The organism is Streptomyces sp. URMC 127, from assembly GCF_051386535.1.
Taxonomy (GTDB): domain Bacteria; phylum Actinomycetota; class Actinomycetes; order Streptomycetales; family Streptomycetaceae; genus Streptomyces.
Map to the genome: position 1 here is coordinate 76,067 of NZ_JBPQTW010000002.1, position 17,702 is coordinate 93,768.

The window sequence follows — 17,702 nt, forward strand, 5'->3', positions numbered from 1 at the left end:
GGCGAGAGGGGAGAGGTCGACGTGACGGAGCGCGTACCGACGGCGGTGCTGCTGGTGGGCATCACCGGCTCCGGCAAGACCACCCTCGCCCAGGCCCTCGCCGACCGGGGCATGGTCCGGCTGTCCGTGGACGAGGAGGTCCACCGCCTCCACGGCCGCTACGGCGTCGACTACCCCGAGGACACCTACTTCGAGCGCGAACGCCCCGTCGTCGAGGCGATCCGCCGCCGGCTCGCCGAGCACCTGGCTGCTGGGGACGACGTCGTCCTCGACCATGGCCTGTGGCTGCGCGAAGACCGCGACGCCTGGAAGAAGCTGGTCGAGGCCGCGGGTGGCCGGTGGCGGCTGGTCTACCTGCCGGTCGACCGGGACGAGCTGCTGCGGCGCCTGGCCGACCGCAACCAGCGCGCGGACGCCAACGCCCTCACCGTGAGCGCCTCCGCGCTGGACGACTTCTTCGCCCGCTTCGAGCCCCCGGCCGACGACGAGCACGCCGTCGTCTACACCGGCGACCCCGGCGCCGTGCTCACGGCCGTCGGCTGACGGGCTGCTGCCCGTACGCTGCCGGTGCCCTGGACGGGGAGTGTGGCGGCCCCCGCCCAGGGCGTACCCGTCCTTCTACTCCTCGGACTCGCCCGGCTCCTGCAGGGGCCGCAGGGCCCCGTCGTCGTGGAAGCGGACGATGGGGTAGCGGCCGTGGAAATTGATGTGCTCGTGGACCAGCGGGGACAGGCGTGAGCGGATCTCGGGGGAGATGGTGACGCCCCCGGCCTCCAGTTTCTTGACCGCCGCGTCGATGTAGAGCGTGTTCCACCAGACCACGGCGTTGAGGGCCAGGCGGAGGGCGCCGAGCTGGTCTTCCATGCCGTCGCGGTAGCCGTGGCGGAGCTCGCCGAGCCGTCCGAAGAAGATCCGGCGCCCGAGTGCGTGGCGGCCTTCGCCGATGTTGAGCTGGACGCCGATCATGCGCCGGTATGCCTCGGAGTCGATGAACTGGAGCAGGTGGAGGGTCTTGAAGATCCGCCCGTAGTGGGCGAACGCGTCCCCCAGGCCGGTCATGCGGTCGCCGCTGGCCATCATCCCCAGCAGGTCGTACGCCCGCACCTTGCCGGTCTGGAGCGAGCCGGCGACACGGAGCATGTCCTCCCAGTGCGTGCGGATCCGCTCCACCTGCACCCGGTGGCGGGATACGGGCTCCAGCGGCCCGTAGTCGGCGCTCATGTCGAAGCGCCACAGCCGGGCGTCGGAGATGTCGGCGATCCGCGGGGAGAATTGGTAGCCGCAGATCGCGAACAGACCGAAGACCAGGTCGCTGTAGGAGCCGGTGTCGGTGATGACGATCTCGGGCCGTTCACGGGTGTCGAGGTTGAACACCGCGTCCAGGATGCCCAGGGAGTCGCGCAGGGTACCGGGCATGACGAGGCCGCCCAGGCCCATCACGCGGTCCGAGACGACGTTGAGCCACGTCGCCCCGCGCCCACCACTGGAGACCGGGAAGTACTTGCGGTTCGGCCGTGCGTGCAGGGAGCGCACGGGGACGGTGAAGCGCATGCCGTCGGCGGAGGCGACGTGGCCGCCGCCCCAGTCGCCGGCGATGTCGATGCCGCCCTGGCCTTCGACCAGCAGGGCGGAGGCGGCGCCGATGCCCGGGGTGTTGAAGTACCCCCAGTCCACGGCGGTCAGCCGCGAGCGGGTCAGGGCCTTGTCGCCGGGCTTGACGACCGGTTCCAGACCGATGTTCGTGGACTTGTGTACCAGCAGGGCGGTGAGGGTGATGTCGAGGTCATCCGGGCGGGCGGCCTTGCCGCTGATGTGCTCGAAGGCATCCAGCATGCCGGTACGGGCGTGGACCTCCAGCAGCAGCTCGGGGTAGTCCACCCTCGGCAGCATCCCCTGCACCGCATCGCGCACCATCTTGTAGCCGACGGGCTCGGGCTCGGCCTGAAGCCGGTCCAGACGGATCCGGCCCGCCACGACGTCCACGGCCGCATTCCCCGGCAGGCCCTCAGCAACATGCCGGTACGTCGCATCCAGCAGCACTTCCAGCTCCCTCAAGTGCTCCCCGGCGGTGTTCGGCAGCTCCAGCGCACACAGGACCTTCGGCCGCGCGATGTCCCAGGCGGCGCCGGACAGCAGCCTTCCCCGCGTGTCGCCCCACACGTCCGTGCCTTTGGCGAAGACGTCGCGCCGCTTGAGCGCGGTGTGCAGGGCCTCCAGCACGCAGAACGTCCAGGCGTGCTTGTCGATCAGCCCGTTCGGGGTGAGCACCGGGCTACCCACGACCAGGCGCCGCCACGTGGCGTCCAGCAGCGACTGATCGATGTGCTCGGGGCCGGGCTTGCGCCTGGCCTGGAGCTTCGGCAACGCCCGCAGCGCCTCCACGACCGTCTCCCCGGCCTCCGTCGCGCCCCACGGCACCACCGTGGCCAGCAGCGAGGTGAACGGCCGTACGGTGGCGTAGCGGTCCAGCAGCTGCTTGCGCCACAGCGCATCGGCGTCCTCATCGTCGCCCTCGGGGAACATTTCGCCCAGCTCGACGAGGGCCTTGGCCAGTTCCTCGCGGGTGACGAACTGCTCGATGCGCTCCCACGCTGCCGCCACGCTCAGCGGCTCAGGCTCCCCTTCGCCCTCCGCCTCCTCCACCACGGGGGTATCCATGAAGATGGTCACCGCGCCCTTGACCTTCGCCACGACCTTCCGCAGCTTCGGCATCCTCTTCAGCTGGGCCTTGCCGTCCTCGCGCTCCGCGCGGGCCAGCAGCTTCGTGGACATCAGCAACTCGAACAGCGTCAGCGCATCATCCACCGACGCACCTTCCAGGTGCCGCACCGTCGCCAGCAGCGTCGCCGCCCGCCGCGGCTCCGCCAACCTGCGCAACGTCGGCGCGTGCGTGGACAGCCCGTACCGGGCCAGCTCCGCCTGCTTCACCAGCGGCACCCGCCACAGATCCAGCTCCCGCGCCTCCAGCGCGCGGATGTCCCGGGCCCGCTCCAGCGCCGCCTTCTGCCCCTTCCCGGAGATGTCCCTCGGCGCCTTGCGCCACCGCTCCAGCACAGACACCGACGATCCCTCCGGCACCGTCAGCAACTGGAGCAACTCCCGGCGGAACTCCGGCGTCACAGGCGCGTCCGCCACCGAATAGATCAACGCCTGCTCGCCCGTGCGGACCTCACCGACCAGCCGGACCAGCTGGTAGATGTCCGGCAACTGCACCCGGTTGCGCCGCAGCCATGCCACCGCCCGGTCGAACAAGGCCCGCGGCCCCTCGTTCGACACCCACACCCGCCCCGCGATGTACTCCCGCAGCGGCAGGTCGCCCTCCTCGAAGTCCCACAGCCTCAGCAGGCCCCGGATCTCCCGCGCGCGCTCGTGCTGCGTCGGCAACCGCTCCGGGTACAGCTTCAGGCACGACGGATCATCGACACCCAACTGCTCCGCGACGAAATCCGCCACCGACGTCGGAACGGCGCCCGGCTCGGACAAGAACGTCCCGAGCATGCGCACGGTGCCCCACTGCACACCCCAGCCCAGCCGGTTGTGGGCACGGCGCTTCGACCGGGCCGCCTCCAGCGCCTCGACGTCCAGCCGGAAGAACGCCTCCAGCTCCTGGACCGACGGCTCGCCCGCGAACTGCCCGTACCGGGCAACCTGATCATCCGATAGGTACTCAATCGGCACGGCCTGTCAACCTGCGGCCAAAGGCCGCAGGCACGGAGCCGCCTCTCTGGTGATCAAACTGATACGCAGCGTTGGCCAGAGCCCTTAGCGTTCAATCCAGCAGCAATACCGGCCGGACCCCTAGTAGGCGCGCGGGGCGTAGGCGCGTTCGCCGTGCAGGTCGTCGAAGAAGATGGTGCCGCCGCGGTGCTCGACGGAGCTGACCGTCACCACACGGGCGTCGCGGCCCTCGGCGGCGGACTTCTCCAGCCGGCCCAGCAGCAGGTCTGTGAGTGCGAAGTGGCCGAGGTGGTTGGTGGCGAACTGCAGCTCGTAGCCCTGCCGCGTGAGCCGGTGCGGGGGCCACATGACGCCCGCGTTGTTCACCAGGACGTCCACCGGCAGACCATCGTCCAGGATCTGCTGTGCGAAGGCGGCCACCAAGTCCAGGTCGGACATGTCCAGCAGGCGCAGCTCGATGCTCGCCCGGGGCTGCTCGGCCAGGAGCCGCTCCACGGCGGCGGTGCCGCGGGTACGGTCACGGGCGGTCATCACGACGTGGGCGCCGTGGCGGGCCAGCTCACGGGCCGTCTGGAAGCCCAGGCCGCTGTTGGCCCCGGTCACGACAGCCGTGCGGCCCTTCTGGTCGGGGATGCGGGCGCTGGTCCACTTGGCCATGGGATGAGGCTCCTCAGCAGTGCTCGACGGCTGCCTTCACGACACCGTCTACGTGCGTAAACACCGGTACGGGAGGAGGCCTCCCGGCGGCTGTCTCCCAGCCTGCTGCGGGCACCGGGGAGTATCCACGGTGTGTTTATCGTCGGTCCGGCAGTGCGTGGATATCCGGGTGCGGACGTACCAAGCTGGTCATGTCAGCGCCTGCGAGCCCGCCCGGCCCCGGCTTGCTCCCAGCGCCCGCCGTACCGCCAGGGAGCAACCGATCATGACCGACCGCAGAGAGCTGGGCCGCTTCCTGCGCGCCCGCCGCGAGGCCCTGCGCCCCGCCGACGTCGGCCTCATCCCCGGCGGACGGCGCCGCACCCCCGGCCTGCGCCGCGAAGAAGTGGCCATGCTGGCGAACATCTCCACCGACTACTACGAACGCCTCGAACAGGCATGCGGAGTCAACCCCTCCGAAGCCCTGATCGGCTCCCTCGCCCGCGCCCTGCGACTGTCCACCGACGAACGCGACCACCTCTACGCCGTCGCCGGCTACCAGCCCCCACAACACCGCTCCGCCGACGGCTATGCCGACCCCGGGCTGATGCACATCGTCGACGCCATCACCGACACCCCCGCACAGATCGTCGACGAGCTGGGCACGGTGATCGTGCAGAACGCCGCGGCCGTCGCGCTGCTGGGACCGCTGGCCAACCGCCCGGGCCGGGAGGGCAACGGCGCCTGGCTCTGGTTCACCCACCCCGAGGGCCGCCGGCTCTACCCGCAGGAGGACCACGCATCGCTCGGCCGCGTCATCGTCGCCGACCTGCGCGCGGCCGTCTTCCGCCACGGCCCCCACCCGGCAGGCGAGCAACTCGTCAACGACCTGCTCGAGCGCAGCGAGGAGTTCTCCGCCATCTGGGCACTGGGAGGTCGCTACCGTCCGCTCCACCCGCAAGACCATCCTCCACCCGCGCGTCGGCCGCCTCGACCTGCAATGCGACGTCGTCCTGAGCCCCAGCACCGGCAACCGCCTTTTCCTCTACCGGCCCCAGCCCGGCACCGACGCCGCCGAACGCCTGGAATTCCTCCGCGTCCTCGGCAATCAGACCTTCACCACCTGACACCACCGACCGCGCCCTGCGCGCTCACGGCTCCCGGCGACTGGGAAGACCGCTCCGGCGGCGACCCGCACGGACGCCGCCTTCATGCAGGTAGTGGTTGCGGGTGCGGCCACCGCGCTTCCAGATGCCCAGGCGGTAGGCGCGGTAGCCGGCGGCCAGGGATTTCTCCAGCACGTGCACCACCTCACGGTCTGCCCTCTCCAGCTCCTCCGGCTCCGCATACAGCCACGCCGCGACGTACAACGCGCAAAGGTACCCGAACCGGTGATGCTCGGCGCTCCGGGTTTCGTCGTCCGTGGTCACCAGGGAGAACGGACGGGACTGGGCATCAATCACGTCGTTACGGGTTGTAGATCCGGTGGCAAGTGAGTGCCGGTACCAGGAGTGGCGATGCACGCTCTTATCTTTCGCTAAGAACTTCCCTCTAGCGTCTCGTTCATGATGACGCAACGTGGTGCAGTCGGATCTATTGTCCTCACGGCCGTGGCCTTGACGGCTACCGTCGGGGCGGCCGCCGGGGCTCCTGCCCCCGGCAAGGCGGCTGCCAGCAAGGCCGCTGCCTCGGTGTCCCATGACAAGGTGACGGACAATCTGTACATGTCGCTGGGCGCATTCGAGGATGCCGTGTCCGGCAACGACCCGAAGGTCAAGGCCATGATTGACCGTACGGACATCGGTGGCGTGCAGGTGGTGGCGCCCTGGAAGGCCCTTGAGGGGAAGAAGGGGGAGTATAAGTGGTCGCGGCTGGACAACGCCCTGAAGTACCTACAGGAACGCCACAAGAAGCTGTTCGTCCAGGTCCAGGACCGGTTCTTCGATGTGGCCATGAAGGACGCCAACGTTCCTCAGTATGTGAAGGACGAGGGCGGGCTCGCACCGACGATCGATGAGAACCCTGATAACCCCACCACCCATGGGGCCATGGTCGCGCAGTGGAACAAAAGGGTGCGAGCGGACTTCCAGGCCATGCTGAAGGCGATGGCGGAGAAGTTCGACGGCAAGCTCGCCGGGGTGAACCTTCCGGAGACCGCGGTCGAGGTGGACACCAAGCAGGACCGGACCAAGTACACCTCGAAGTCCTACATCGATGCCGAGATCGACAACATGCTCTACGGCAAGCAGGTCTTCACCAAGACGCAGTTCATCCAGTACGTCAACTTCCTGCCGGATGACGACGACCACCAGCGCATGAAGGAGATGTTCGACCTCGCCAGGGACAAGAAAATCGGCATCGGAGGACCGGACACCCTGCCGGACCGGAAGTACCAGATGGAGAACTCCTACAAGTTCCTCCACGAGTACAAGGACGCCCTCCCCCTCGTCGCGATGGCCGTCCAGGAACCCGACATCAACGCCAAGGACCCCAAGACCGGCAAGCCGTACACCCGCGAACGATTCACAGACTTCGCCCACAACTACCTCGGCGCGCGCCACATGTTCTGGACCACCGAAGCAGACTGGCTGCAGAAGCCCCCGGCATGACACATGCCCGAGTACGGCTCCTCGGACCGTGTGAGTGACCGAGGGTTCCCGGGGTGGCGTAATCTCGCGATGTGATCACCACGTGACCAACGGGAATTGTTCAGCAGAGTCGTGAACACCCTCAAAACAAGGCCAGGGCTGCTGGAGGCGATACGCCCGAAGGGCGCCCCCTCGGGGGCGCCCTGAGTTCCTGAGGATTTTCTGTTAGATTAACCGCTCCATCGACTACTTGCCCGTTATCTTCATCTGTCGAAACTGGATTGGTCAGGCGATTGCAGCGAGCTGCTCCGTCTTGCGCCAGTTGGAGTGTTTCGCTCGGCAGGAGTCTGAGCGGGGCAGCCGGGTGTGTGTCGGCGCAGGACGTGCGGGTCCCGCAGTCGTCGGGCTGGAAGCTTCTCACAGCTCACAGCTCACAGCTCACAGCTCGCAGCTCGCAGCTGTGAGCCTCACGTGCTGTTTCCCCAGGTAGACAGGCTGACCTGTGAGACCTGTCAGCTGTGAGCAAGCCTCAATCGCAACAACACCAGCCCAGCTTGGCCTGTCTGTCTAGGACAGGCCAAGGCGAGTCCGGTCGGGCAGCACTGCGGGTGAAGCCCTCCGCGGGGGCCAGGCTGCGCCGGAGGTATGAGGCGCATGCGCAGGGGTCGTCACAACCGGATCGTCAGGAGGATGAAGACTGCGTGTTTTTACGGCGTTGGCGCTGAGTGATTAACCGAGGTTTCCGCCTGAGGTGGCGGCGGCCACATGCTGGGCTCAAGTCTGGAATTCCGCTAACTTGCTTCGAGCGCAGCCCATTGGATGGCGCGTGCCGTCTTTTTCTCTCGACCCGAATGCAGGTGATGGTGATATCCAGTACTCGATTCGGGGGCGTCGGCGACACGGATGGGCGAATCACGCCTGAGGGAGAGCAGGCAAGATCATTTGAATGGGTTTAAAGGAGACAAGAGCCGAGATGTCTGGGTGGGTGAACTCGATTCCCAGGGTAGCGGTGCAACGGGGCTACCTTGCACCCCATGCTGTAGCGGGAATGAAGAGCACTCGCACTGAGCGGCGTTTCTGATGGTTAGGGCAACCAATGGGTGTGGGACAACTACACCCATCACGTCGATGCCACGCTGCGCGAGCTGATCGCCGCCCGCACCTGGCTGACCGTCTTCCGATTGCCCACACACGCCTGATCTCAGCCCGGCCGAGGGAGTGTGGGCACATCTGAAGCGCAGTCTGGGAAACCTCGCCCCGTGCACCCTCGACGAACTTGTCGCACTCGTCCGCATGCGCCTGAAAAGGATGCAGTACCAGCCTGGCCTCCTTGGCGGATTCATCGCTCAGACCAGGCTGATGCTGACTCCGTCATGACCTCCCTGAGAACCGAAACCTCAATCGTGGGTGGCTAAGGTACAGAAGATATTGAGGGTGTTCATCTCTGAAGTGAGCACCTGCTAAATATCGGGTACGGCGATTACCTGCCCGTCTTCATCTACACCGGGCGCACCGTTCCCGCATCGTGTGGTTCCGAGCGGGAGAGGAGCGTCGGCGCCGCCGCACTGATTGACGAGCGTAGCGATGGGGATCGCCGCCTGGTTGGCTGCTGCCGCGCCCTTGGAGGGAGGGACCTTGCCATGGGCCGAGGCGTGGTCAGCATTGGCGCAATTTGTTGCCGATCACGGGCGAGAAGAACCCTCACCCCGCGGCCGCCGGCCCTTGCCGACGCCATGAAACAGGCATAACCCGACAGCGAGACAAGTCCGAGCACAGCAGCTCGGGAACTGACGTGGGTCGCATGTCCGTCCAACGACCTGACCCAAGTCCGGGGAATGGCGTCGGACTCCGGTACCACCGAACCTCGAGGCCTGCCAACTTGTCTTTAAGGAGTGTTTCACCCATCCGCTGGTTTGCGTTCGGTCCCGGTCCATGTGCCGCGCCAATTCGGGTTGGAATCGGCGGTGAGTCTGCGGCTCATTAGGTCAATAATCGCGAGGCAGATCACAGTTTCGGTACGGTGCGGTTGGGTGTCGTAGTCACGGGTGAGCCGGCGGCGCTGCATGAGCCGCCCGAAACTCCGTTGAACGGTCCAGCGCCGCGGGATGACTTTGAACCCTTTGGCACCAGGATCACGTCGGACGACACGGTCATCGATGCTGAGGTGGTGCTTGCGGTTGCCGCCCACTGTGCCGCCGTAGCCGTCGACGCTGGCGCTGATCCCCTGCGGATACCAATGAGCGGTCTCGCCGTCCGGCTTGCCGTCCAGGTCCTTGGTGTCCGGTTCAGGAGAAACCGTAGTCGAAACGGGTGGGTGCGGCGTCCTTGCCGGCCCCGTCACGCCAGTCACCCACCGGACCACCGGCGTGCCCCGGCCGCCGTAGCACGTCCCTGACGAGGTCAGCAGGTTCCAGGCGGCGAAGGGTATCGGCCCTGGCAAACCCAGTGCGGTGGTACTGCGACGGGCTCAGCCGCGTCGCGAGGGCGGAACCGCCGGGCGTGGCGTGTGCCTCGGAAGGTACGAGCAGTCCGCCCCGGCTGCTGCGGCCAGGGGCGCTGCCGCCGGACCGCGCAGGATCGCTCTTCTCATGGAGCCCATGGCCAGGCACCGCAGGTCGGAACGTTCCCCTCGGCATGGGAGGGAGATTGACCGCAGCCGACGCCCGGCACGCCCACACCGCCCTTCCTGCCGTCTTGCCGTGCCGCGGTACTCCCGGCCCGGACGGCAAGGGGACCCCTCGTCTGGAACCGCAAAGGCGCCAGGCACACTCTGTGTGTGTTGTAGCCCCATGCACAGAAAGTTGCTCCATACATGATCACGCTCACCAAGGAAGACGGCCCGGCGGACCTCGACGGAGTCACCCATCTGTCCATCGGTGTCTCCTGGGACCCCACAGCCGGCAGCAGCGGCGGTGTGATGGGCATGCTTCGCCGCAAGGCCGGCACGGACCTCGACCTGATAGCCATCGCCATGCAGGGCTCGGACCCCGTGCGCCTGGCCGGCCTCGACTCCCTCAACCCCATGGGCAACGGCTCCCTCGTCCACAGCGGTGACAACCAGACGGGGCGCGGGGACGGCGACGACGAGACCGTCACGGTCGAGTTTGCGCGCATCCCGGCCAACATCACGTCGATCGTGTTCGTCGCCGCCGCCTTCAAGAAGGGCAGTTCCTTCCAGAAGGCGCGCAACATCAGCTTCAAGGTCTACGACGCGACCGGCGGCAGCTCGCAGCAGGTCGCCGACATCTGGCCCAGCCTGCTCACCCAGGACAACGGCTGCGCCGTGGCCAAGGCCGTGCGGGTCGGCGGTGCGTGGAAGCTCGAAGTGATCAATGTGACGGGGAAGATCAAGCAGGGCGACGAGCACGCGCTGATGCGCTTCGCCGTCAGCAAGTAGCACGCGGTACGTGGCGGGTGCCACATAGTACGTCCTGAGGCCCGGCGGGGTCTGCTGAACCACACATGTACGGGGGTTGATGTGAGCCAGGCGCTCTACAGCGAGCGGTCGTGGAATCCACTGGCACGAACCGTGGAGCTGACCGATGCCGGCCTGCGCCGGGGCGGCAACACCACGCCGCTGGGCGAGCTGAACCTCGGCGCCATGGCCGAGGCGTTCCAGCGCGGCTGCTGGCTCGGAGGCGGCGGCACGGAACGTCCGCTGGAGCGGTTGACGGACGGGACCGGAGTCGTACCGGTGACGCGCGTCACCGGAACCGCCATCCTGGTAAAGGTCCGACAGACAGCAGAGTTCGCCCGGGCTTTGGGCGAGCTGGCGGTGCGGCAGTGCGGTGGACCGGCGCACGTGGCCGCCCTGGCGGACAGGGCTCGCGCCGAGGGCGTACCACTGTGGATGGCGCGGCGGGTCGCGCCGGGACCGGCCGGGCCCATCACTGTCACCGTGGACCGGCGCCTGGTACGCGCCGACGTGTGGGGACCGTACGCCCCCGTCGTACGGATCCGGGCACCGCACGGCTTCCACCGCGACTCCCCCGACCCCTCCAAGGGGCTGCGCCTCACCATCGGCGACGTCACCGCGCAACTTGTCCTCAAGAAGAAGCTGCGCAAGTCGAAGAGTTCGGTGGAGGCACGGCTGGCCGGGCAGCAATGGGTGCTGCGGCGGGAGAACGCGGTCAGCTCGTGCCTGCTGCGCAACGACCAACGCGTAGCCCTCCTGACGCGTCCCCCGCGCCGGCCGGCGCTCGAGCCGGGCACGGTCCTGCTACCGCTGGCCCCCGTACAGCATGAGAGCCCCGACCCGCTGGACGCCGTCATGGCCCACGTCTTCGCCGTCGCCTTCGGGCTCGGGGACACGACGGGGCTGGCGCGGTTCCGCGCGGAACGGCGCCCGGCGCAGGGGGGTGAGCCGGTCGCCACCGACGACAGCTGGGACCGCCCCTGGTTCACCAACCTCGGGAAGGGTGGCGAAGACAATGAGCCCGGCGGCAACGACGGCTGGGGCGCGGACGGCGGTGACGGCGGGGGCGACTAGGCCGTATAACGAAAGTGGATCTTGGGCTGTGAATGATGACAGGTCATGGGGCGGGGAGATCTCACAGACGAGCAGTGGGCGGTGTTGGTGCCGCTATTACCGAAGGGCGCCATGGCTGAGCGGTGTTCCGTGGCGGGACGTACTTCATCTGGCCGTCGAGCAGGGCCACAAGCCCACGGCGATCGTGATCACGGCAGGGCAACGTGGTGACTCGCCGCAGTTCGAAGCCGTGCTGGAGAAGGTCCGAGTGCCCCGCATCGGGCCAGGCCGACCACGGGTCCGCCCCGACCGCGTGCGGGCGGACAAGGCGTACGCCTCACGCAAGAACCGCGCCTACCTGCGCCGCCGCGGGATCCGCTGCACCATCCCGGACAAGGCCGACCAGGCATGCAACCGCCAGAAACTCGGCTCCCGCGGCGGCCGCCCGCCGTATTTCGACTCGGCCGACTACCGCCAGCGCCACGCGGTAGAGTGCGGCATCAACCGCCTCAAGAGACATCGCGCTGTCGCCACGCACGATGACCAGCTCGCCGTCCGCTACGAGGCGAACGTGCTGGTCACGGTCCTTAACGAGTGGCTGTGACGGGCGCCCTGCTGGGACCATGCGTCGGTGAACTCAGGACTTCCTGCCGGGTGGACGATGGAGCGCGTGCGCGCTCTTTCCGGGGACCCAAGCGCCGCCCTGCTCTCCTTCGATCGGCTCGTAGTCGTCGAGGTGGCCGGCCAGGCTGACTACGAGCTGCTCCGACCCGATGTGATTCTTTCCTTCCACGAGTTGTGCCTCGTGAGAGACGACGGTGAATGGTTCATGGGGCAGCTCAACAATGACGGCTCGGTGATCTGCTGGGCCTCCTACGGATCCGATCTGGCCGAGGCCATCCGCAATCTCTGAACCACACCCCGCATCTTCAGTCACTTTCGCAACCCTAAGAGGAGCTAACAGGTCCGGGAACAGTTCCCGGGGCCGGTATCGTGGCCGGCCGGTTTGGCCTCTGACCTGCGGGATCGCGTCGAGAAGGGGTATCAGCTGGGTGACGTTGTGGCGGTTTCCGCCGGTCAGCGTGATGGCGAGTGAGGTGCCGTTGCCATCGGTGATCACGTGGTGTTTCGAGCCGGACTGTCCGCGGTCGACCGGGCTCGGACCGGTTTGGGGCCGCCCAGGCGGGCCTGGCGGTGTGAGCCGTCGATCACCGCCCGGGGCCAGCCCAGCTTCCCGGCCGGATACAGCCGGGTCAGGACAGCTGGTGCAAACAGCCCCAGACGCCGGCCTCGTTCCAGTCCCGAAGCCGGCGCCAGCACGTCATCCCCGGCCCGAATCCGAGCTCCTGCGTCAGCCACTCCCACCGGATACCGGTATGCAGCACGAACAGGATCCCCTCAAGGCACTTCCTGTCGTCCAGTGGAAGCCGATCCGCAAGGATCACCACCGGTGCGGTCAGCTCGAGCGCAAGAAGGGCGAGCACCATAGCGCCGGGTGCGATAGGCCGATCGGGTCGTCGTTGCGGGCGTGCCGACCGCTCATTACGGAAGCTCTCGCAGGCGTTGCTCGTCGTCGGGCTCGTTGAGGGCCAAGGGCAGGATCGCGCGGCAGGTCCGGGCGAGCTCCTGGCAGTACACGGCCCGCGCGCCGGCGTTCGCGCCGGCGGTGGGGCTGGCGGCGAGCTTCCTGCGGACCTCGCCCACGAGCATGGTGGCGAGGTCGCCCTGCCCATACGCGGACCAGTTCTTCGCCTCGACCACGGGGAGCAGGCGCTCGGTGTGCCAGCGCAGGGCGGCGAGGAGGCTGTCCACGTCGCTGGCCAGCGACAGGCGGTCCAGCGCACGCCGGATCAAGGCTTGCGTGGCTGCTTCGTCGAACGCACGGTCGTGTAACGGGGCCGTCATCGCAGGCCCTTGGTGTGGACGAGTTCGAGGTAGGCGTCGCAGGTCTCTCCGGACCAGGTGACCGGGTCACCGTGCGCTGCCACGAACGCCGCCCCCGGGCAGTCGTCAGGCGGCTCCACGAGCGGCTTTTCGGAGGCGTGCAGCCGCTGCTCCAAGGTCAGCCTAGGGGCGGGGTCGGGCACGACGGTGCCAGGGGACACGGGCATCGGGTCTCCACGAAGGGTGAGAGTTCTTGGCGGCGTGATGGGCCGCTGCTACTCATCGCCTCGGGGCACGGCGGCCCACCACGCGCAGGGCAGGCCGGGCCACCGTTCGGAGTCTGCAAGGACCCGGCCAGGCCATCCACCGTAGGACCGCGCTAACGGGGTCGCCATGCTTGCGGTATCGACGTTCGAGGCCGTATATCAGTTGCCACGCTGATAACGAATGGAGGGTAACGATGCCCCGCCCCAAGGGAACTTGACCCGTTACGCAACCTCGCGTCGCTCGCCGGGAAGATGCTGCGTGGCCGCCGCAAAGCCAAGGGGCTGACCCAAGCCGGGCTCGGAACGATGATCCCGCTCTCGCAAGCCATGATCGCCGGAATCGAGCTGGGCAAGGAAGTCCCCAGCGCCGAGTTCGGCCAACTCCTCGACGACGCCGTATGCGGGGACGGGGAGCTGGCCGCGATGTGGCATCACGTCCGCAAGGGCCTCCACACGCAGGCCACGTACCCGGTGTGGTCCCACGCCTACCTCGCTGCCGAAGCAGAAGCGACCCGAATCCAGCACTTCGCGAACATCGTCCCCGGCGTAACCTAGACCGAGGACTACGCACGCACGGTCATCACGTCCGCTGCGCCACTGTTCGGCGGCGTCATCGAAGACAAGGTCGAGGCGCGGATGGAACGCAAGATCATCCCGTGATGGGCGCCGCCTTCCACTGGATGGATTGCGACCAGACTCTGCGCGACCTCGACCAGCTCATCGAACCGAACGGAGCCGTCGTCCTCGCTTCCGGCGGAGCTCCCGGAGACGTCGAGCCCGTCCCCTGGCTCCAAGTCATCGCCGAGGTCCGCACGTGCTACCTCGGCCCGAGCGGCGGGCCGGGTCGGGTACCTTCTCCCACCCCAAGGAACGCCACCAGGACGTGCTCGCACGCTCACCCTTCTCGAACGTCGAGACTTCCCGCTGGGACCGCACCCTCACCCGCACCCTGGACGAGGCCATCGGCCTGCAGTTCTCCTAGAGCTACTCCAGTCCCGCCCAGCTCGGTGACCACAAGGATGCCTTCGAACGTGACCTTCACCAGGCACTCACCGAGTTCTGCCCCGCCGGCACCTTCGACGAAGTCGTACGCACCGAAGCCATCATCGCCACCAGGCCCTAATGACTCACGTCCCCCTTTGCGGGGTCGTCGCCGGCGTAGCGGTCGTAGGCGGAGAGTAGCTCGGTGGCGCGGTCGAGATCGGTAAGGCTGTCGGGCGAGGGCCGCCGTCCGGGCGCCAAGTGAGCGCCGATCCCGGGAACCAGCCGGCCGAGGCGTTCGTGGACGCGCGCAGAAGGCAAGCGCCCGCCTGCTGCGTCATCGTGTCCACCGGGCGCCGTCCCGTCGCCGTGCCCGAGGGATCCCGTCTGGAGTCAGCGAGCGGCGCTCCAGGGCACCGGTGACGTCGCTGTCGTCGGCAAGGATGCCGGCAGGGGAGGGGGAGGGGTGGGCGAAGGTCGTCGACGCACCGGTGCGCGATCGCCCGGACGGCCGGGACATCCAGGGGACCGGCTTTGCCAGCCGTGCACCTTGCGTAGCGCCCGCTGCGACAGCCCCCGGCACGTCCGCCCGGCTGCCCGGCCCGACCGGCAGGACCCTCGCGGGCGCCACATCCCAGCAGCGCAGGAACAACAGGCGCTTCGGCGACCCGTGCGACGACGGACGCCTGCTGTGACGGATCCCGGCGCGGCTCCTGCCGTCCCTGTCCGGGACGCGCCGCTGAGCCGGACGTCAGGCGGACTCGAGAGCGTTACAGCTCCTTGTGGCTCCGGCCGTCGCAGTAGTACGGGTTGCCGGTGTTCTTGGGGATGCGACACGACATGTTGCGGACCGTGCCGGTGTTGCCGTTGGTGCCGGTGATCGTGACGGTGCTGTCCTTCTGCCACCACCAACCGCTCAGCTTGGTGTAGCCGGACCCGGGCGTGTTGAGGTGGTTGTAGCAGACCTTGTTGTCGTGCTGGTTCCAGCCACAGATACGGACCCAGTCCGAGTAGTAGGTGGAGACCGCGACCTCCACGGAGGCAATGTCCGCCTGCGCCGTCGTCGCCGCGGTCATCGGCAGACCGACTGCCCCCACCGCGGCCACTGCCAGGGCCAGCTTGCGCATACGCATCATGATGGTTTGTCCCCTTCGCTGTCGGACTGTGGCGGCACCGCCGCCGATGCAGGCAGTGCCGGTGCGTTCCCGGTGCCGGATCAGCCTGCAAGCACCCCGCCGCTCACGTCGTCCTGTTTCGGTCTCAGCCGAAACAGCGGCCCTCCGTAGGGTTCGCCCGTACCGGCCATACGACCGTTCAGGGGGAGGCGGACGCAGGGTGATGAAGCACCGGATTCACTTCACCGCGCAGGACCTGGCAAGTACGCGGATAGCCCGTACGCCGCATCCGCTGCTGGAGGTGACGATCGCCGCGCGGACGCTTCAGGAGGCGCGCGGCGGGCCGGCCATGGGGGCGTGGCGGCGGGAGGTTTACGGCCGGCTGGACGCGAACCGCGCCGGCATGGTCCTGGAGCTCAATCCGCCGCGTGGCTGGGCGCCGAGTTTCCTGCATCCCCTTTGTTCGTCGGGCGACGCGCGGGAGGCCATGGAGCTGGCGCGTGCTACGCCGGGGAAGGTGGTGGGGGAGCAGATGGCGTTCATTGCGGAGCGGCAGAGACAGCCCTGCTGGGCAGCGCACCTCCACGACGACGTCCGGCTGCGGCGGCAGCTGTTCGACGGCCTCCAGCACGTCTACGAGCACGCGCTCGCGCCGTACTGGCCCCGGATCCGCACCTGCCTGGAAGCCGACCGGGCGCTACGGGCGCGGGACTTCGCTGCCGGCGGCATGGAACGGGTACTGGCGGGGCTGCAGCCGGGCCACATCACCTGGAAGCCGCCGGTCCTGGAAGTCACCGGCACGATCAGCCGCCGCATCGACCTGCATCTCGACGGGCGCGGGCTGCTGTTGATCCCGTCCTGGTTCGGCTGCCGGCTGCCGCTGCTCGATCCCAATGCCGAACCGCAACCGTTCCTCACGTATCCGGCGCACCGCGAGGCCGTCGTCACCGGGTCGGGCGGGGTGCCGGCGGGCAGCTCGGTGACCGCCCTGGGTGCGCTGCTGGGCCGCACCCGCGCCGCGGTGCTGCTGACGATCATCGATGGGACGGGCTGCACCACGACCGAGGTCGCCCGCCGCGTCGGCATCTCGCCCGCGAGCGCCAGCGAGCACACATCGGTGCTGCGCTCGGCCGGACTCGTCACGACGGCCCGTCACCGCAATGCCGCCCTGCACACGGCAACGGCCACGGCCCTGGCCCTCCTCGGGTCCTGAGCGAAGACAACCGGGCCATCGGGCTACGCCGTACCGTGCGCACACACAAGGCGCTTCTCGACGATCACCGGGCTCCGGCACGAAGCAGTCCATGAAGCAGTCATCGACCAGCTCTCCCTTCATCGCGCACCCGAACGGCTTCGCGTCGGGACAACTGCAGCGCCTGCTGAAAGTGCGACACCACTGCTGCCCAGCCCCCGACGACGGCACCGCCGCCCGGGACCGAGCGCAGCGCCGCCCCCGAGCCTGTTCGCTGAAGTTGAGGCAGTCACCACCACCTCGTCGCGTCGCGGGCGCCGGCGGCCATGGGGATCCTGAATCGGTGCTCAGGCATGCTGACTGCCTCGCTGGCTGGGTGCATGCCGACCCACGAGCGATCAGCATGCACCGAAACGATTCGCTGTCGGCCTGGTTCACCACTGCAATGGGTCGTGGTGAGCGTCGTGATAGTGCATGTGGCTGGTGACGTCCGCAGGCCTGACGCTCTGGACCGACATAGGGGCGAGGCCCCCGGGTGTTCGGGTTGAGGGGGCTTGGCAGTTGACGTTGAGCGGTATGCGGCCTTCGGGTTGGACGATGCCGGTGCTTGTGGCGTGGGAATCCCGATAGAGGTGGATTGAGCGGCGAGAAGGGCCGTGAGGCCGGCCGGGTCGCAGGTCGTCCGGGTGCGGTGGCGTTGCTCGGGCTTGGCTGACGGGCTTCTCAACTGTGAACGTTCCTGGCGCGTACTGAAGTGGCGCACGCCCAGCCGTTCTCTGGTGCTTGCGGGAGGCCGAGGCGGCGCGGACGGGCGCGACACGCCGGAAAGGTCTTTGACGGAGTGTGTGCGTCGACTTACTGTTCGATGTCCCAGCAGTTCCCGCAGACATCAGA

Annotated in this window: 15 protein-coding genes and 4 pseudogenes; 11 read left to right on the forward strand and 8 right to left on the reverse strand. The window is 68.0% G+C overall.

What is annotated here, in order from left to right; translation table 11 throughout:
- The first annotated feature begins 21 nt into the window (after positions 1 to 21).
- On the forward strand, positions 22 to 543 hold the full coding sequence (locus ACSNOH_RS01170) for an AAA family ATPase (protein WP_436719236.1): 522 nt from the start codon (positions 22 to 24) through the stop codon (positions 541 to 543).
- Between the two features lie 75 nt (positions 544 to 618).
- Here the strand turns inward: ACSNOH_RS01170 and ACSNOH_RS01175 are convergent, their stop codons facing one another.
- Both ACSNOH_RS01175 and ACSNOH_RS01180 read right to left on the reverse strand, forming a co-directional pair.
- Complete coding sequence (locus ACSNOH_RS01175) at positions 619 to 3,678, reverse strand: Tn3 family transposase (protein WP_436719237.1); 3,060 nt, start codon at positions 3,676 to 3,678, stop codon at positions 619 to 621.
- A gap of 120 nt (positions 3,679 to 3,798) precedes the next feature.
- Positions 3,799 to 4,335, reverse strand: a complete 537-nt coding sequence (locus tag ACSNOH_RS01180; protein WP_436719238.1) for an SDR family NAD(P)-dependent oxidoreductase — start codon at positions 4,333 to 4,335, stop codon at positions 3,799 to 3,801.
- Between the two features lie 265 nt (positions 4,336 to 4,600).
- On the opposite strand from ACSNOH_RS01180, the pseudogene ACSNOH_RS01185 reads away from it, so the two are divergent.
- Together ACSNOH_RS01185 and ACSNOH_RS01190 are read left to right on the forward strand one after the other, a co-directional pair.
- Positions 4,601 to 5,182, forward strand: a pseudogene (locus tag ACSNOH_RS01185) (helix-turn-helix transcriptional regulator); the annotation flags it as partial.
- Positions 5,183 to 5,279: 97 nt separating this feature from the next.
- Positions 5,280 to 5,441 carry an MmyB family transcriptional regulator gene (locus ACSNOH_RS01190; protein WP_436719312.1) on the forward strand — a complete coding sequence of 54 codons (162 nt, stop codon included), beginning with the start codon at positions 5,280 to 5,282 and terminating at the stop codon, positions 5,439 to 5,441.
- A gap of 24 nt (positions 5,442 to 5,465) precedes the next feature.
- Here ACSNOH_RS01190 and ACSNOH_RS01195 read toward each other — a convergent pair whose 3' ends face one another.
- Positions 5,466 to 5,744, reverse strand: coding sequence for a hypothetical protein (locus tag ACSNOH_RS01195; protein WP_436719318.1), 279 nt, complete (start codon positions 5,742 to 5,744; stop codon positions 5,466 to 5,468).
- Between the two features lie 276 nt (positions 5,745 to 6,020).
- Here ACSNOH_RS01195 and ACSNOH_RS01200 point away from each other — a divergent pair, with 276 nt between their 5' ends.
- Both ACSNOH_RS01200 and ACSNOH_RS01205 read left to right on the forward strand, forming a co-directional pair.
- A complete protein-coding gene (locus ACSNOH_RS01200; protein WP_436719239.1) occupies positions 6,021 to 6,923 on the forward strand; it encodes a hypothetical protein in 903 nt (300 codons plus the stop codon).
- A 1,079-nt stretch (positions 6,924 to 8,002) separates the two neighbouring features.
- Positions 8,003 to 8,279: pseudogene (locus ACSNOH_RS01205) on the forward strand (transposase); the annotation flags it as partial.
- A gap of 520 nt (positions 8,280 to 8,799) precedes the next feature.
- Here the strand turns inward: ACSNOH_RS01205 and ACSNOH_RS01210 are convergent.
- Positions 8,800 to 9,252 carry a hypothetical protein gene (locus tag ACSNOH_RS01210; RefSeq protein ID WP_436719240.1) on the reverse strand — a complete coding sequence of 151 codons (453 nt, stop codon included), beginning with the start codon at positions 9,250 to 9,252 and terminating at the stop codon, positions 8,800 to 8,802.
- A gap of 462 nt (positions 9,253 to 9,714) precedes the next feature.
- Between ACSNOH_RS01210 and ACSNOH_RS01215 the strand changes: the two genes are divergently transcribed.
- From ACSNOH_RS01215 to ACSNOH_RS01230, 4 genes and pseudogenes are all read left to right on the forward strand, one after another.
- Positions 9,715 to 10,299 (forward strand): TerD family protein, encoded by a 585-nt coding sequence (locus tag ACSNOH_RS01215; protein WP_436719241.1) that lies wholly within the window; start codon positions 9,715 to 9,717, stop codon positions 10,297 to 10,299.
- Positions 10,300 to 10,380: 81 nt separating this feature from the next.
- Positions 10,381 to 11,391 (forward strand): hypothetical protein, encoded by a 1,011-nt coding sequence (locus ACSNOH_RS01220; RefSeq protein ID WP_436719242.1) that lies wholly within the window; start codon positions 10,381 to 10,383, stop codon positions 11,389 to 11,391.
- Positions 11,392 to 11,533: 142 nt separating this feature from the next.
- Positions 11,534 to 11,974: pseudogene (locus tag ACSNOH_RS01225) on the forward strand (transposase); the annotation flags it as partial.
- A gap of 57 nt (positions 11,975 to 12,031) precedes the next feature.
- The gene (locus tag ACSNOH_RS01230; protein WP_436719313.1) at positions 12,032 to 12,283 is read left to right on the forward strand and encodes a hypothetical protein; all 252 of its coding nucleotides are present in this window, start codon (positions 12,032 to 12,034) and stop codon (positions 12,281 to 12,283) included.
- A 51-nt stretch (positions 12,284 to 12,334) separates the two neighbouring features.
- On the opposite strand, the pseudogene ACSNOH_RS01235 reads toward ACSNOH_RS01230, so the two are convergent.
- From ACSNOH_RS01235 to ACSNOH_RS01245, 3 genes and pseudogenes are all read right to left on the reverse strand, one after another.
- A pseudogene (locus ACSNOH_RS01235) lies at positions 12,335 to 12,800 on the reverse strand (transposase); the annotation flags it as partial.
- A 112-nt stretch (positions 12,801 to 12,912) separates the two neighbouring features.
- Positions 12,913 to 13,275, reverse strand: coding sequence for a DUF6415 family natural product biosynthesis protein (locus ACSNOH_RS01240; RefSeq protein ID WP_436719243.1), 363 nt, complete (start codon positions 13,273 to 13,275; stop codon positions 12,913 to 12,915).
- A complete protein-coding gene (locus ACSNOH_RS01245) occupies positions 13,272 to 13,481 on the reverse strand; it encodes a hypothetical protein (RefSeq protein WP_436719244.1) in 210 nt (69 codons plus the stop codon). Before ACSNOH_RS01245 ends, ACSNOH_RS01240 begins: the two co-directional genes overlap by 4 nt.
- 291 nt (positions 13,482 to 13,772) lie before the next feature.
- On the opposite strand from ACSNOH_RS01245, the gene ACSNOH_RS01250 reads away from it, so the two are divergent.
- The gene (locus ACSNOH_RS01250; protein ID WP_436719245.1) at positions 13,773 to 14,075 is read left to right on the forward strand and encodes a helix-turn-helix domain-containing protein; all 303 of its coding nucleotides are present in this window, start codon (positions 13,773 to 13,775) and stop codon (positions 14,073 to 14,075) included.
- 1,196 nt (positions 14,076 to 15,271) lie between these two features.
- Here the strand turns inward: ACSNOH_RS01250 and ACSNOH_RS01255 are convergent.
- Positions 15,272 to 15,628 (reverse strand): hypothetical protein, encoded by a 357-nt coding sequence (locus ACSNOH_RS01255; protein WP_436719246.1) that lies wholly within the window; start codon positions 15,626 to 15,628, stop codon positions 15,272 to 15,274.
- A gap of 211 nt (positions 15,629 to 15,839) precedes the next feature.
- On the opposite strand from ACSNOH_RS01255, the gene ACSNOH_RS01260 reads away from it, so the two are divergent.
- The gene (locus ACSNOH_RS01260) at positions 15,840 to 16,829 is read left to right on the forward strand and encodes an ArsR/SmtB family transcription factor (RefSeq protein WP_436719247.1); all 990 of its coding nucleotides are present in this window, start codon (positions 15,840 to 15,842) and stop codon (positions 16,827 to 16,829) included.
- Positions 16,830 to 17,702 lie beyond the last annotated feature (873 nt).

Coding starts and splice junctions, on each gene's coding strand:
- ACSNOH_RS01180 (WP_436719238.1), bottom strand. CDS start 4,335: ATGGCCAAGTGGACCAGCGCCCGCATCCCCGACCAGAAGGGCCGCACG.
- ACSNOH_RS01215 (WP_436719241.1), top strand. CDS start 9,715: ATGATCACGCTCACCAAGGAAGACGGCCCGGCGGACCTCGACGGAGTC.
- ACSNOH_RS01260 (WP_436719247.1), top strand. CDS start 15,840: ATGAAGCACCGGATTCACTTCACCGCGCAGGACCTGGCAAGTACGCGG.
- ACSNOH_RS01255 (WP_436719246.1), bottom strand. CDS start 15,628: ATGCGCAAGCTGGCCCTGGCAGTGGCCGCGGTGGGGGCAGTCGGTCTG.
- ACSNOH_RS01230 (WP_436719313.1), top strand. CDS start 12,032: ATGGAGCGCGTGCGCGCTCTTTCCGGGGACCCAAGCGCCGCCCTGCTC.
- ACSNOH_RS01240 (WP_436719243.1), bottom strand. CDS start 13,275: ATGACGGCCCCGTTACACGACCGTGCGTTCGACGAAGCAGCCACGCAA.
- ACSNOH_RS01245 (WP_436719244.1), bottom strand. CDS start 13,481: ATGCCCGTGTCCCCTGGCACCGTCGTGCCCGACCCCGCCCCTAGGCTG.
- ACSNOH_RS01250 (WP_436719245.1), top strand. CDS start 13,773: ATGCTGCGTGGCCGCCGCAAAGCCAAGGGGCTGACCCAAGCCGGGCTC.